The following is a 14,892-nucleotide window of genomic DNA, read 5'->3' on the forward strand; positions in this document are numbered from 1 at the left end:
ACTTCCCCCTTATATGATTGATACGTTTTTTGTACAAACTACTTTTTTTATTATATATACTGCCTGTTCTAACTCTTCATTCGTGACAATGAGTGGCGGTAATAGTCTTATAACATTAGGGCCTGCTTGTAATACGAGAAGCCCTTCGTTTTCTAGTTGTTCTATAAAACTTGCAACTTCATGCTTACACTCAATCCCAATCATAAGCCCCTTACCACGTATATTTTGAATACATTCGACATGCTGTAATTCCTCTTGCAACTTCTCTAATACGTACTCGCCCTTTTCTTGTACTTCTTTTAAAAACGATGGTTTTTTACTCACTTGCAATACTTCTTTCGCTGCAGCCATCGCGATGTAATTCCCGCCAAAAGTTGAACCGTGTGATCCTGCAGTAAACGACGTTCCGAGCTCTTTCCGGCCAATCATCGCTCCGACAGGAACCCCATTCCCAAGTGCCTTTGCAACGGTAACGATATCAGGCTCTATTCGCACTTGTTCATAAGCGAATAGTGTTCCAGTTCTTCCTATCCCCGTTTGTACTTCGTCTATAATAAATAAGGAACCGAACTTATTACATAATGTTTCAATCTCTTTCAAAAAAGATAGATCGGCAGGTATTACTCCTCCCTCTCCTTGAACAACTTCTACCATTACCGCCGCAACTTCTTCATTCATTACTTCCTCTAATGCTTTAATATCATTAAAAGGGATATGTAAAAAAGATGGAAGTAATGGACCAAATCCTTCTTTTACCTTATCTTGGCCTGTTGCACTCATCGTTCCAAATGTTCTACCGTGAAAAGACTGCTGGCATGTTACGACGAGAGATTTTCCAGTATGCTTACGTGCTAACTTTAAAGCCGCTTCATTTGCCTCTGCCCCACTATTACAGAAAAACACATAATCTAATGCTCTATTTTCTGTTAATAATGACGCAACTTCTTCTTGTAAGCTGTTTGTAAACAGGTTAGATATATGCCATATATCATCAAGTTGATCTTGTACACCTTTGAGAACAGTAGGGTGACAATGTCCTAAATTACATACGCCAATTCCTGATGTGAAATCTAAATATTCCTTACCGTTATTATCAATAACTTTCGTTCCAGTTCCCTTTACAAACTCAATAGTTCTTCTGCCATACGTTTGAAAAAGATGACTCGTCATGCAATACTCACGCCTTTCGTTACCGTCGTTCCAATACACTCTCCCGTAACCTCAGTAAAATCTTTTGTACCATTCACAATACTTATCTTTTGCACTCCCATTTTTAATGATGCTAGTGCCGCCTGTACTTTCGGAATCATCCCACCTGTAATAACACCTGTTTCTATAAAAGTAGCAATTTCAGATTCATCCGTTTCCTTTACCAAATTCCCTTCATGTAATATTCCATCTACATCCGTAATAAAAATCAGCTCTTTTGCCCCTAACGCAGCCGCAATCCCAGCTGCAGCATTGTCCGCATTTATGTTATAAATTTCATTACCATTTACCCCGATTGGAGCAATAACAGGAATATACCCCATATTTATTAATCCTTTTAATAAGGCTGTTTCTACATAACTTACTTCTCCCACATATCCTATCTCCTCGCTGACAGGTTGAACTTGAAGTAAATTGCCGTCACACCCTGAACAACCTACAGCAAGTAAATTATGCTTTTGTAAATTCATTACGAATTTTTTATTCGTACTTCCGCATAGCACCATTTGAACAACATCCATAACTTCTTTTGGTGTTATCCGTAATCCATCTCTTTTTTCTACGTTGATGTTACAATCTTTTAATTTGGCATCAATTTCTGGTCCACCACCATGAACAATCACTACTTTATACTTCTGTTGCAATTTCTTTATACATTCAAAAAACACATCATTTAATTGATTCAACATACTACCGCCGCATTTCACTACAATATAATCGCTCATCTTCTCTCTCCTTATGTACGATAACAAGCATTTATTTTCACATATTCATAGCTTAAGTCACAGCCCCAAGCTGATCCTGTCTCTTCACCTAAGTGTAAGTACACATTAATGACTATTTCATCTTCTTGTAATCTCTCTTTCATTTCTTCTTCAGAAAATATTTGAGGCTCACTATTTTTTAATACCGATATAGATTGAAGAGTAATGTCAATTGTGTTCGGATTAATAACTACTTCACTTTGTCCAATACTGCTAATAATTCGCCCCCAGTTTGGGTCTTCACCATGTATTGCTGTTTTCACAAGACTCGAACCGACTATTTGCTTTGCAATTTTTTTTGCCTCTTCATTCGTTTGAGCTCCTAGCACATTTACTTCTATTAACTTCGTAGCGCCTTCACCATCTTGCGCAATTTTTTTTGCTAAATCTTCACATACCTTCTGTAAAGTACATACGAAAGTTTCCCAATCTGTATGTTCCATATTTATCGGGCTTGTTTCTGATAATCCACTTGCCATAACGATGACCATATCATTCGTAGAAGTATCTCCATCTACCGTAATTTGATTAAATGTATGATTCGTAATTTGGGATAATGCTGTTTGCAATACGTCATGCTCTATATGAGCATCTGTCGTAATAAAACTAAGCATCGTTGCCATATTCGGATGAATCATCCCTGAACCCTTTGCAACACCCGCAATCGCCACTTTCTTCCCATCAATAATCATTTCATAGCAAGTTTCTTTCGTGATAAGATCCGTCGTTAAAATTGCTTCAGAAAAAGAATACGCTCCACTTTCTTCCTTCGTCGGTATAAGAGTTGCAATCCCCTTTCGGATTATATCCATCGGCAGTGGAACACCAATTACACCTGTTGAAGCTACTGCAACGTAATTTTCTTTCACTCCAAAATGTTCCGCCCCTAACGCGCGCATCTCGTATGCGTCTTGTAATCCTTGCATTCCAGTACAAGCATTTGCATTTCCACTATTAACGATAATTGCTTGTAACTTCCCTTCTGCCGTTATACTATCCTTCGTTACTTGCAAAGGGGCTGCTTGTATTTGATTCGTTGTATACACAGCGGCACATGATGCTGGTACGTCACAAACGATTGCCCCTAAATCCTTTTTCTCCTTTTTCAGACCATTTACAGTACCAATTGCCGAAAAGCCTTTAGGCGTTACAATTGAACCATTTTCTAATTTTGTAATAGACGCTACTTTAATCATCATGTCCCCCTTATAGATAAAGCGGCATATGTTGTAAACCTGTTGTCTCTTCTAGTCCCGCTATTATGTTTGCATTTTGAATCGCTTGCCCAGCCGCGCCTTTCATCATATTGTCTATAACAGAAACGACCGTAACTCTTTCAGTTCTTTCATCGTAAGCTATGCCAATATCACAATAATTTGAGCCTCTCACTTCTTTTGGACTTGGAAATTTCCCTTGCGTACAAATTCGGATGAAAGGCGATTGTTCATACGTTTCTTCATACAATTTTTGAAGTTGCTTTATTTCCATCTTTTGTTTTACTTTTGCATAAAGTGTAATCATAATTCCTCGTGATATCGGTATTAAATGTGTGCTAAATGTAATTGGCTGTGATCCATTATTCCATTCTGTAAGCATTTGCTCAATCTCTGGAACGTGCTGATGCTCATTCACTTTATAAATGTGCAAGTTATCATATAGCTCAGGAAAGTGAGTCATTGTTGTTGGTGTTTTACCTGCTCCTGATACCCCTGATTTCGCATCAATAATAATCGAATCTTCTTCAATCATGCCGCTACGTACTAACGGCGCTATCGCTAGCAATGTGGCTGTAGCAAAACATCCTGGGTTTGCAATTAAATTTGCCTTTTGAATCCCAGTCCTTTTCCATTCACTTAACCCATACACTGCTTTTCTAAGAATTTCTTCTTTCGCTGCTGGCCTTTTATACCACAGTTCATATGACGAAGGATCTATCATACGAAAGTCTCCAGATAGGTCAATTACTTTTAAACCTTCTGCTAATAACTTGGGAGTTAACTCCGCCGATACTCCTGCTGGTGTTGCTAGAAATACGATTTCTGCTTCTTTCCCTATTGTCTTCACATCAATTTCTTGTAACGTATGAACGAGAACATTTCGAAGATGCGGATATACATTTGTTATACACTCACCAACTTGCGAAAAAGAATGAAGAGATGCTATCGAAAAATATGGATGTTGTTCTAATAAACGAATTAATTCAATGCCCCCATATCCAGTGGCTCCAATAATTGCGACTTTCATAAGTTCCTCCTCAAATCGATTCTTTAAATTAAGTATGATTATAATATTGTATATTTATAGAGTCAATTAAATATTTATAAATTTTTAAATCTAAAAAAACTTAATTTTATTAGAAAAATAATATACTCAACCGAATTTTTATACAAAAATAGTGCATAGTAGTTTTTTTATTTCACTTCAAGTACAATAAAACAATACATACGTACATACAGGCGGGAAAAAATATGAACGAAAAATTAATTGAGAAAATGATTATAAAAAGTTTTCAGCAATATCAATGCAGTCCAATATCAAAAGAAGATCAGGAAATGCTAGTGAAACATATTCAAACGGTGACTCATTCAAATATTGAAATTGATTTATACGAGGAGATTGAGGATATTGTTTATGATTATGTGACTGGAAAACAATAAAAAATAGGAGATTTCCATGTGGAAATCTCCTATTTTTTACTTAATGATTTACCTGCTACACGTTCAAATAAACCTGGGAATAAAGCATAAAGTTTTGGACCAATTCCCATCCACTTCGGTAAGTTTACTTCACGTTTTTTCGTGTGCATCGACTTTACGATTTGTTCTGCTACGTATGTTGGTTTTAACATGTAACGTCCCATATTCTTTACATATGTACCAGATTGATCCGCTATTTCAAAAAAGTTTGTATCTATCGGACCTGGATTAATTGCTGTAACATAAATATCTGTATTCGCTAATTCCATGCGTAAACTATTCGTAAATCCTAATACAGCATGTTTCGTTGCTGCATACGCACTTGATTTCGGAGTTGCAATTTTTCCGGCAAGTGAAGCAATATTAATAATATGTCCTTCGTTCTTGTTTACCATATAAGGTAGTACCGCTTTCGTACATGCTACTAATCCAAATACATTTACTTGGAACATATCTTTTACTTCACCCATTGACGCATCTTCAAACGTTTTAAAAATACCAAATCCCGCATTGTTTACTAATATATCAATACGTCCCACTTCTTGTAATACCTTTGAAAAAACAGACTGTACTTCCATCTCTTCACTTACATCTAATACATAATAATAGCAAGGCGTATTATAAGTTTCTTTAATTTTGTCTACTAACACTTGTAGTTTCTCTTCTGTTCGAGCCATTAATACTGGAGTCGCTCCCTGTGCTGCAACTTGCATTGCAACTTGCTCACCAATCCCACTAGAAGCACCTGTAATGACGATTACTTTATTTTGTAAACGTCCTGTCATTGCTGTCACCTACTTTGCATAATAAATCAATTGTTGCGATGACTCATCAATCATCACTTGTTGATTATATGCTAAATAGTCCAATTGTCCAACCGTTTCTGAAATAGTAAGTGGTAATTGTTCTTTATATAATACCGGAAATAGTTTTACACATACTTCAAATGCTGTCATTGGTTTTTCCTTTAATAACTCAAGCACTTTAAAAGCACGTGTTTCTTGCTTTTGTAATCTCGTTTCAATAAGTTGTTTCACATTTAGAACATCTTCCCCATGCCCTGATAAAATGCGTGAAATATTCATTTCGCTTAAACGCTGTAATGTTTGATTATATTGTAGTAATGGGCGTGCCCGCTCTGTTTGCCCTTCATATGGCGGTTCTAGTATTGGATTCGAAGAAATATGACTAATGAGAGCATCTCCACCAATTAATATTCCATCAGATTCTCTATATAAAGAAATATGAGTAGAAGCATGACCTGGTGTTTCAAGCACTGTAAATCCAGGCAAAGAATCAATACGATCTCCTTCTCTCACAGTATGCGTTAACGATCTATTACAAGAATATTTAAGTGTCCTCGTCGTCAATAACGACTCGTCTTTCAAAAATGCTGCTGGCACACCAAACTGTAAGGCCGTCTCTCTAAAAAATTCATGATACCGCTTTAAAAATTCTGGATTTTGTGTAATCCAAGGCTCATTCCAAGGATGTCCAATAATATTCGTCTTCTCAGAAAATATATTTAAAAGTCCACAATGATCTGCATGATGATGCGTAATGACTACTGTTTCAATATCTTCTATCGTATGTCCTAATGCACCTAATTGACTTTCTAACGCATTCCTTGCCTCTTCTGTATTCGTCCCTGTATCAATTAATGTTAATGTCTCCCCCTCAACTAAAAACACATTCACAGTTTCCACTGCAAATGGTACAGGAATCTCCATTCGGTGAATCGCCGTCATGCTTAGCCCCCCTGTCTCTTTCCGGTTCAAAAATGAATACTTCTTCAGTTTACAACTTCTATATATATTTGTCATTATTTTCAGATAAAAAGAGGTGTTTCCTATAAAAAAACGAATGTATGTACATTTATAAGAATTTCTAACCAAAATTAAAGGAGGAACATCATGTCTATTCAAAACATTTCCTTTCTCGGTGCAGGCTCTATTGCCGAAGCTATTATTGGTGGCTTGTTACATGCAAATGTCGTTAAAGGTGAACAAATTACTGTAAGTAATCGTTCTAACGAGACAAGATTACAAGAGCTACATAAAAAATACGGTGTCAAAGGTACTCATAATAAAAAAGAATTACTTACTGATGCAAATATTCTTTTTCTAGCAATGAAACCAAAGGATGTTGCAGAGGCGCTTACCCCTTTTAAAGAATACATAAATAATAACGTGCTTATTATTTCATTACTAGCAGGTGTTTCTACTGACTCAATTAGAAAACTACTTCAAAAAGACGTTCCAATTATTCGTGCAATGCCAAATACATCCGCAGCCATTTTAAAATCAGCTACCGCTATCTCCCCTTCAAAACATGCAACAGCGGAGCATATTCGCACTGCAACATCTTTATTTGAAACGATTGGTCTCGTCTCTGTTGTAGAGGAAGAAGATATGCATGCTGTCACTGCATTATCCGGAAGTGGACCTGCTTATATTTATTACGTAGTGGAAGCTATGGAAGAAGCTGCAAAAAAAATCGGTTTAAAAGAAGATGTTGCAAAATCACTTATTCTTCAAACGATGATTGGTGCTGCTGAAATGCTAAAAGCAAGTGACAAACACCCTTCTATTTTGAGAAAGGAAATTACTTCTCCTGGTGGAACTACCGAAGCAGGTATTGAAGTATTACAAGAACATAAATTTCAACAAGCACTTATTTCTTGTATTAAACAGGCAACGGAACGATCACATAATCTTGGAAAAACATTAAAACAACTAACAAAAGAAAAATAGAAAAAGGAGCTCAAGTTTATTTGAGCTCCTTTTTCTATAATTACACTTAGTTATTGTTCTTCCCAAAAATCTCTTCTTGCAGGCGACGACCAGTCGGCGTTGCTGCAAGTCCACCTTCTGCTGTTTCACGAAGTGCTACTGGCATCGTTTGTCCGATTCTAAACATTGCCTCAATTACTTCATCACATGGAATTGTACTCGTTACACCAGCTAATGCTAAATCTGCTGAAATCATCGCATTCGCAGCTCCTGCTGCATTACGTTTTACACAAGGTACTTCTACAAGTCCTGCAACAGGATCACACACTAAACCAAGCATGTTCTTTAATGAAATTGCCATCGCTGTAGCTGCTTGATCTTGTGTTCCACCAGCCATCTCAACTGCGGCTGCAGCCGCCATTCCACTTGCTGAACCAACTTCAGCTTGGCATCCTCCCGCTGCACCAGAAATACAAGCGTTATTCGCAACAACCATACCGAAAGCTCCTGCTGTAAATAAGAATTCAATCATTTCTTCACGTGTAGGCTGCAATTTTTCTCTTAGTGCAAATAGTACACCTGGCACTGTTCCAGCAGAACCTGCTGTTGGTGTTGCACAAATAATTCCCATCGCTGCGTTTACTTCATTTGTTGCAACAGCTTTGCTTACTGCATCCAAAATCGTATCTCCAGATAAGCCTTTTCCGCTCTTCATATACGCTTGAACTTTTACAGCATCTCCACCAGTTAAACCAGTTGGTGATTTCACGCCGCGAATACCACGTTCTACTGCTTGCTCCATCACGACTAAGTTCTTTTCCATACCAGCAATTACTTCTTCACGTGAAATACTTCTTGTTTCCATTTCACATTGAATCATAATTTCTGCGATTTTTACATTTTGTTCTTTAGCTTGCGCCACTAGTTCCGCTGCGTTCCGAAACATGGTGTGTCCCCCCTGCAATTATTCCATAATAGTTACTTGACAAATATTTTGTTGCGCTTTTATTTCTTCAATTACTTCATCTGCTAATAATTCATCTGTTTCAATGACCATAAGCGCTCTTCTTCCTTTTTCTTTACGAGAAACACTCATTGTACTAATGTTAATCTCATGTTTCGCAAGGATTGAAGCTACCGCTGCAATAGCACCGAAGCGATCGTTATTTACAATAAGTAGTGCTGGGCTCGTGCCTGATAATTGAAGATCGAATCCGTTTAATTCTACAACTTCAATTTTACCGCCACCAATTGAGCAAGCAACAACTTCAATTTCATCTTCACCTTTATACAAACGAATTCTCGCTGTATTTGGATGAGGTGCATTGGCATCTTCTTCAATGAATTCCACTTCAATTTCGCGCTCTTTTGCTATTTCTAGCGCCTCTGGAATACGTAAGTCATCTGTTTCAAATCCTAATATTCCACCGATTAGTGCTACATCCGTACCATGCCCTCGATACGTCTTTGCAAATGATCCATATAACGAAATGCTTACTCTTTCTGGTTCATGACGAAACAGCTGGCGAGCAACTTGCCCCATTCTTGCCGCGCCTGCTGTATGTGAACTTGATGGTCCAATCATAACTGGACCGATAATATCAAATACTGAGCGATACTTCATCATAACTCCCCCTAAACCTCTATGAAAAAATTTATTCTACTATTCTATTAAGTTGCTACATCTGTCGCTTTTCCAGTTGTACCACGAATTTGTTCTGCTGTACGAATTGGATAGTTTTTGAATAAAAGTAATCCAATATAACCTGAAATAATACCAGTTATCATACTACATAAGAATCTTAGCATTATTTTCATTTAAAAATGATACAAGATGATCCAGAATAAAGTCTGGTAGCAATCCAAAGTTTAACACAGAAGCCATTGCAAGCATAGCATAAACAAGTGATATAACCATTGCTAATGCAACTAAATTTGCACCCGCTATTCCGCCTAGACTACCTGCTGATGTTCTGAACTCTTTTAAAGAGTGGTGTACCAATTAAATCTCCACCACCTTATTAATAAAAAGCTTCTACTAAGGAACTCGCAATAGCTACACTTGCTAATCATATCGTTTAGCTAAAAAGTGAAAAAGACTTATGACAAATAATAGTAATATCTTTCCTATTATAATTCTCGTGTTACTCTCTCATGATTTAGTCAACTTCACTTGTTACGATAATGACTAAAATACATGCGACTTATCATAAATTATAATCTGCCCTCATTATAGCTTGTTTTTTATAAAACGCTTACTTTTGTTGAATTTTAAAAGTTCTGAATAACAGTCCATTTCTGCTATTTGTATCACTTGTATGTCATCTGACTTATATAACAGTTTTTCTAAATAATCATTATTTCGTATTTTTATCGTATATATTCAAACCATTCTAATTTTCTGTACCATCCAAGTATAAGTATAAAATAATAACAGTTTTATTTTTAAATTTTTTTAGACATAAAAAAATGGTAACCCGCCGTTACCATTTTTTACAAAATTATTATTTTTCTACTGGGAATGATTTCAAATCTGTCGCTATTTCTGTATTAGAAAACAACTCTCTAGCCTCTTTCAATAATTCCTTATATGTATCTCCTTGATAACGAGAACTAATGTGAGTTAATATTAGTCGCTTCGCATTTGCCTGAAGTGCAATGCTCGCAGCTTGCTTAGATGTAGAATGAAAATAATCATACGCTTGTTGCTCATCTTCTGCTGCGAAAGTCGCTTCATGGACAAGTACATCTGCATCTTGCGCAAGCTCCCTACTCGCTTCGCAATATCGCGTATCACCTAAGATAGTAATAATTCTTCCTTTTTGAGGTGGGCCGATAAACTCATTTCCATTTAATATCGTGCCATCCTCTAATTCAACTACTTCACCATCTTTTAAACGTTTAAAGATTGGACCTGGTTTCACACCCATCTCAAGCAACTTATCAACTAAAAGAGCACCTTGTATATCTTTCTCTACAATACGATATCCAAAGCATTCTATACCGTGTGACAATCTTTTCGTTTCTACATAAAATTCATTATCTTCAAATACGGTACCTTCTTCTGTTATCTCCACAACTTCAAGTGGATATTTCACATGTGTCGTACTTACCGATAATGCCACTTCAATAAATTGTTTAATTCCTTTCGGTCCATACACCGTTAAAGGCGTAGTTCCTCCTTGAAATGAACGGCTACCTAATAAACCAGGCAATCCAAAAATATGATCGCCATGTAAATGCGTAATAAATATTTTTTCAATGCGGCGCGGACGTACAGATGTATGTAATATTTGATGTTGCGTGGCCTCGCCACAATCAAATAACCAAGTTTGTCCTCGTTCTTCTAACAATTGTAAAGCAATTGCTGAAACGTTCCTTCCTTTTGAAGGAACACCTGCACCAGTTCCTAAAAATACAAATTCCACTTTCTTTCCTCCAGCTCTAAATATACTCTATCTCTCATCTTACGGAATGTTATTTCAAATGGCAAATTGAATTTACATAACCAAACATCTAGACAACTATATAACACGAACGTTATACTCAAAAAATTTAGCTATCGTTCGTGTTTTGTGTTAAAATGATTATACTACATTTTAAGGGAGCGTTTTATTATGAAAGAAGTATTTCGTTTACAAACTGATTTTTCATCTTCATTTGATCGCTGGGTAAGTTCTTTCGTGTCTGATCACCCAGCACAATTAGAATGGACAACTTTAAAGGAATTAATCCATGAATATACAACATCACATACAAATGATACGTTACCAGCATATATTTCTTCAGCTTTAACATATTACGCCCAACGCGTTTCAACTACAAACAGTTCAGAGATTGTTATTTTTGAAAACCCTACAATCTCGTAATCTATAATAAAAAAGCACTGGTTACAGTGCTTTTTTATTTATACTTATTTAGCAAATGATTATATTCCGTCCAAAAGTCTGTATACATACTTTGATCAAACTCATCTAAAATTATCTTTTCACTTGATTTATTGAATAACTCTTTTGCTTGTAGCGCAAAAGAAACAATTTGTTTTCTATTTTTGATTCTCAATATTTATAATAAAATTTTGTGGTACCATTACAAATTCCCCTTTTATAAAAATATTTATTTTCCATATTATTCATAATCAATATCATACATTTCATCCCATATATCTATTATAAATCCATTTAATATTTTAAAAACACAGATAAAAAGATATTGACACTACGATTTTACAGTGCTAACATTCAACATGTAATTGAATATGGTCTCTGTTAGGTGAGGCTCCTGTATAGAGAAACGCTGCTGCCCAAAAATGTCGAGAGACGCCAATGGGTCAACAGGAAAGGTCGGAATGAAGGCCTTTTTTAATGTAGCTGGTTTCAGTACCTATGCTATACAGTGCTAAAACTCAACGAGGGAGAGGTGCATGTATTTTGTCATACACAAAAACTGTTTTTATTTATGTCTACTAACAGTCTTTGTTGTGGACTCTTTTAGCTGCGAATTCAGACCTTTACTCGTTTTGAGTAAAGGTCTTTTTACGTCTATATGCACCTTACTATGAAACAAACATAGCATATTCAGAAACTACTAAATTGTACGGAGGTGAGGAACAGTTGGCAATTGATGATTCGGCCCAGATACCCATACGTTTTACATTCATATTTCATCATGTAGGTAGGAAAGAAACTGTTCCTCACCATTTCAAATAGTTAGGTAACAGATTGTTTCCTCCTTCATGACAGAGGAGGAACTACCGATGTTTAATTTACAAAGACAAGAAACAAAGCATGCTTATGAGCAAGATAGCATGAAAACAAATAACGAATTATTAGTGGCGGTTGCAACACAAGATGTAAGCTCTGCGTTAAAACTTTTAGAAACAACACAAGATGGATTATCTAAACAAGAAGCGTCTCGTAGACTTTCTTTATATGGTCCGAACGAAATAGCTCATAATAAAATGGCGCCGTGGTACATTCAATTTCTGTTGGCATTTAAAAATCCATTTATTTTCGTTTTATTAGCTCTTGGAGCACTCTCCTTTTTCACGGATGATATGCAAGGAACAATTGTCGTATCTGCAATGGTACTACTTAGTGCAACAATTCGGTTTTCCCAAGAATTTCGTTCTCAAAAAGCTGCCGATAAGTTAAAAGCTATGGTTCGAACAACTGCAAGCGTATTTAGAATAAATGGATTTGTACATGAAACAAAAAATGTAACGAATTTAAATCGAAATTACACAACAGAAATTCCAATTGAGGAACTTGTACCTGGCGATATCATTTCCCTTTCAGCCGGTGATATCATTCCAGCTGATGTGCGTATTGTATCCGCTAAAGATTTATTTGTTAATCAATCTTCTTTAACAGGGGAAGCACTTCCTGTAGAAAAATACGAACACTGCTACCATACAGAAAATAAGCATATCTTACCGACAAACATGAAAAAAAATTACAATCCACTCGATATGGAAAACCTTTGTTTCATGGGAACAAATATTGTAAGTGGTAGCGCAAAAGCTGTTGTCATCTCAACAAGTACCGATACGTATTTCGGCTCTTTAGCCAATAAGGTAATTGGAAAGCGTGTAGAAACAAGCTTTGATAAAGGTGTAAACAAAGTAAGCTGGCTCTTAATTACATTCATGCTTATTATGGCACCTATTGTCCTTCTCATTAATGGATTCACAAAAGGTGATTGGCAAGAAGCTTTCTTCTTCGCTATTGCCGTCGCTGTTGGCCTTACACCTGAAATGTTACCAATGATTGTAACTGCTAATTTAGCTAAAGGTGCCGTTAAAATGTCTAAACAAAAAGTAATTGTAAAACAGCTAAATTCTATTCAAAACTTAGGTGCTATGAACATTCTTTGTACAGATAAAACAGGAACTTTAACAGAAGATAAAGTTGTCCTTGTTCGTCACTTAGATCCCAAGGGAAATGAATGCAATCGCGTCTTGCAATTTGCCTATTTAAATAGTTTCTATCAAACTGGATTGAAAAATTTAATAGATAAAGCTGTTATTAAGCATACAGAGGAAAACAATACATTTAATCCATCAGCTTTTCAAAAGCTAGATGAAATTCCATTCGATTTCGCCCGCCGGCGTATGTCAGTCATCGTAAAGGATATTTCAGGTGAACATACAATGGTTTGTAAAGGTGCCGTAGAAGAAATTTTATCAATTTGTAACTACACTGAAGTGGATGAAAAAATCGTTCCACTCACCGAGGAAATACGTTCAAATGTCAAAAAAATAAGTGAGACACTAAATAGTGAAGGTATGCGGGTTATTGCTGTGGCTTATAAAAAAGATAGAAGAATAAATGATACAGAGTACGCAGTAAAAGACGAAACTGATATGATTCTCGCTGGATATATCGGCTTTTTAGATCCACCGAAACCATCTGCAGCAGCTGCAATTCAAGCATTACAAAAACATGGTGTACAAGTGAAAATTTTAACTGGCGATAACGAAATTGTTACAAGAAAGGTTTGTAAAGAAGTTGGATTAGATATCTGCGAACCAATCCTCGGTTACGAGATTGATTCTTTACCAGATAAAGCATTAGCAAAACTTGCCGAAGAAACGACTGTATTTGCGAAGCTTAATCCCATGCAAAAATCTCGTATTATACACGCATTACAAGGAAATGGATACACTGTAGGTTACATGGGAGACGGCATTAACGATGCTGTAGCATTACGTGAAGCTGATGTCGGAATATCTGTTGATACTGCTACTGATATTGCGAAAGAAGCTTCCGATATTATTCTACTCGAAAAAAGTTTAACTATATTAGAAGCAGGGATTTTAGAAGGACGTACTACATTCGGAAATATTTTAAAATATATTAAGATGACAGCTAGCTCTAACTTCGGTAATGTGTTTAGCGTGTTAGTAGCAAGTGCTTTCATTCCTTTTTTACCGATGCTTGCCATTCATCTTTTAATTCAAAACTTACTTTATGATATTTCACAACTTTCTATTCCATGGGACAAAATGGATAAAGAGTTTCTAGAAAAACCACGAAAATGGGATACTGCAAACTTACGAAACTTCATTATTTGTATCGGCCCAATTAGTTCTATATTTGATATTATCACATACGTAGTCATGTGGAATGTATTTGGTGCAAATACACCGAGCGAGCAATCATTATTCCAGTCCGGTTGGTTTGTCGTTGGGTTGTTAACACAAACTTTAATTGTTCACATGATAAGAACACAAAAGATTCCATTTATTCAAAGCACTGCATCAACACCAGTCGTTTTATTAACCGCTCTTATTATGGCAATCGGGATTTATATTCCATTCTCACCACTTGGTGCAGCCGTTGGTTTACAAGCATTGCCACTTAACTATTTCCCTTGGTTAGTAGGAATACTATTAGGCTACGCTTTTTTAACACAATTCCTGAAAAAGCTTTATATTAAAAAGTTTCATAGCTGGTTGTAAAAATAAGAATGAGTGGGTATCCCCCGCTC

Annotated in this window: 14 protein-coding genes, 1 pseudogene and 1 riboswitch; of the genes and pseudogenes, 4 read left to right on the plus strand and 11 right to left on the minus strand. The window is 36.2% G+C overall.

What is annotated here, in order from left to right; all coding sequences use genetic code 11:
* Positions 1 to 9: 9 nt before the first annotated feature.
* Genes ACUN13_RS02090 through argC form a run of 4 tightly spaced genes read right to left on the minus strand, consistent with a single transcriptional unit; the run spans position 10 to position 4,217 of the window.
* Positions 10 to 1,170 (minus strand): acetylornithine transaminase, encoded by a 1,161-nt coding sequence (locus ACUN13_RS02090; RefSeq protein ID WP_000200549.1) that lies wholly within the window; start codon positions 1,168 to 1,170, stop codon positions 10 to 12.
* Complete coding sequence (argB, locus tag ACUN13_RS02095) at positions 1,167 to 1,934, minus strand: acetylglutamate kinase (RefSeq protein ID WP_001286796.1); 768 nt, start codon at positions 1,932 to 1,934, stop codon at positions 1,167 to 1,169. The genes ACUN13_RS02090 and argB overlap by 4 nt, the downstream gene beginning before the upstream one ends.
* 11 nt (positions 1,935 to 1,945) lie before the next feature.
* Complete coding sequence (argJ, locus tag ACUN13_RS02100) at positions 1,946 to 3,169, minus strand: bifunctional glutamate N-acetyltransferase/amino-acid acetyltransferase ArgJ (RefSeq protein ID WP_000598398.1); 1,224 nt, start codon at positions 3,167 to 3,169, stop codon at positions 1,946 to 1,948.
* 10 nt (positions 3,170 to 3,179) lie between these two features.
* A complete protein-coding gene (gene argC / locus ACUN13_RS02105) occupies positions 3,180 to 4,217 on the minus strand; it encodes an N-acetyl-gamma-glutamyl-phosphate reductase (RefSeq protein WP_000861256.1) in 1,038 nt (345 codons plus the stop codon).
* A gap of 224 nt (positions 4,218 to 4,441) precedes the next feature.
* Here argC and ACUN13_RS02110 point away from each other — a divergent pair, with 224 nt between their 5' ends.
* The gene (locus tag ACUN13_RS02110) at positions 4,442 to 4,630 is read left to right on the plus strand and encodes a YqzH family protein (RefSeq protein ID WP_001003222.1); all 189 of its coding nucleotides are present in this window, start codon (positions 4,442 to 4,444) and stop codon (positions 4,628 to 4,630) included.
* Between the two features lie 29 nt (positions 4,631 to 4,659).
* On the opposite strand, the gene ACUN13_RS02115 is transcribed toward ACUN13_RS02110, so the two are convergent.
* The gene (locus tag ACUN13_RS02115; protein WP_000147797.1) at positions 4,660 to 5,454 is read right to left on the minus strand and encodes an SDR family NAD(P)-dependent oxidoreductase; all 795 of its coding nucleotides are present in this window, start codon (positions 5,452 to 5,454) and stop codon (positions 4,660 to 4,662) included.
* A gap of 9 nt (positions 5,455 to 5,463) precedes the next feature.
* Positions 5,464 to 6,417 (minus strand): MBL fold metallo-hydrolase, encoded by a 954-nt coding sequence (locus ACUN13_RS02120; RefSeq protein WP_000125119.1) that lies wholly within the window; start codon positions 6,415 to 6,417, stop codon positions 5,464 to 5,466.
* Positions 6,418 to 6,582: 165 nt separating this feature from the next.
* On the opposite strand from ACUN13_RS02120, the gene proI reads away from it, so the two are divergent.
* A complete protein-coding gene (gene proI, locus ACUN13_RS02125) occupies positions 6,583 to 7,422 on the plus strand; it encodes a pyrroline-5-carboxylate reductase ProI (protein ID WP_445423648.1) in 840 nt (279 codons plus the stop codon).
* Positions 7,423 to 7,468: 46 nt separating this feature from the next.
* Here the strand turns inward: proI and sdaAA are convergent, their stop codons facing one another.
* The 4 genes from sdaAA to rnz form a co-directional block, all read right to left on the minus strand.
* A complete protein-coding gene (sdaAA, locus tag ACUN13_RS02130) occupies positions 7,469 to 8,347 on the minus strand; it encodes an L-serine ammonia-lyase, iron-sulfur-dependent, subunit alpha (protein WP_000489461.1) in 879 nt (292 codons plus the stop codon).
* 18 nt (positions 8,348 to 8,365) lie between these two features.
* A complete protein-coding gene (sdaAB, locus tag ACUN13_RS02135) occupies positions 8,366 to 9,025 on the minus strand; it encodes an L-serine ammonia-lyase, iron-sulfur-dependent subunit beta (RefSeq protein WP_000877445.1) in 660 nt (219 codons plus the stop codon).
* Between the two features lie 165 nt (positions 9,026 to 9,190).
* Positions 9,191 to 9,403 (minus strand): hypothetical protein, encoded by a 213-nt coding sequence (locus ACUN13_RS02140; protein WP_000233385.1) that lies wholly within the window; start codon positions 9,401 to 9,403, stop codon positions 9,191 to 9,193.
* A gap of 502 nt (positions 9,404 to 9,905) precedes the next feature.
* The gene (rnz, locus tag ACUN13_RS02145) at positions 9,906 to 10,829 is read right to left on the minus strand and encodes a ribonuclease Z (protein ID WP_000397455.1); all 924 of its coding nucleotides are present in this window, start codon (positions 10,827 to 10,829) and stop codon (positions 9,906 to 9,908) included.
* 189 nt (positions 10,830 to 11,018) lie between these two features.
* On the opposite strand from rnz, the gene ACUN13_RS02150 reads away from it, so the two are divergent.
* On the plus strand, positions 11,019 to 11,270 hold the full coding sequence (locus tag ACUN13_RS02150; RefSeq protein ID WP_000665709.1) for a DUF3932 family protein: 252 nt from the start codon (positions 11,019 to 11,021) through the stop codon (positions 11,268 to 11,270).
* Between the two features lie 34 nt (positions 11,271 to 11,304).
* Here ACUN13_RS02150 and ACUN13_RS02155 read toward each other — a convergent pair.
* Positions 11,305 to 11,448: pseudogene (locus tag ACUN13_RS02155) on the minus strand (DNA polymerase IV); the annotation flags it as partial.
* Between the two features lie 210 nt (positions 11,449 to 11,658).
* Positions 11,659 to 11,826: riboswitch (M-box (ykoK) riboswitch) on the plus strand.
* Between the two features lie 331 nt (positions 11,827 to 12,157).
* Between ACUN13_RS02155 and mgtA the strand changes: the two are divergent.
* Positions 12,158 to 14,863 carry a magnesium-translocating P-type ATPase gene (mgtA, locus tag ACUN13_RS02160; RefSeq protein WP_445423649.1) on the plus strand — a complete coding sequence of 902 codons (2,706 nt, stop codon included), beginning with the start codon at positions 12,158 to 12,160 and terminating at the stop codon, positions 14,861 to 14,863.
* Positions 14,864 to 14,892 lie beyond the last annotated feature (29 nt).

This window comes from Bacillus cereus group sp. Bce041 (assembly GCF_052646455.1).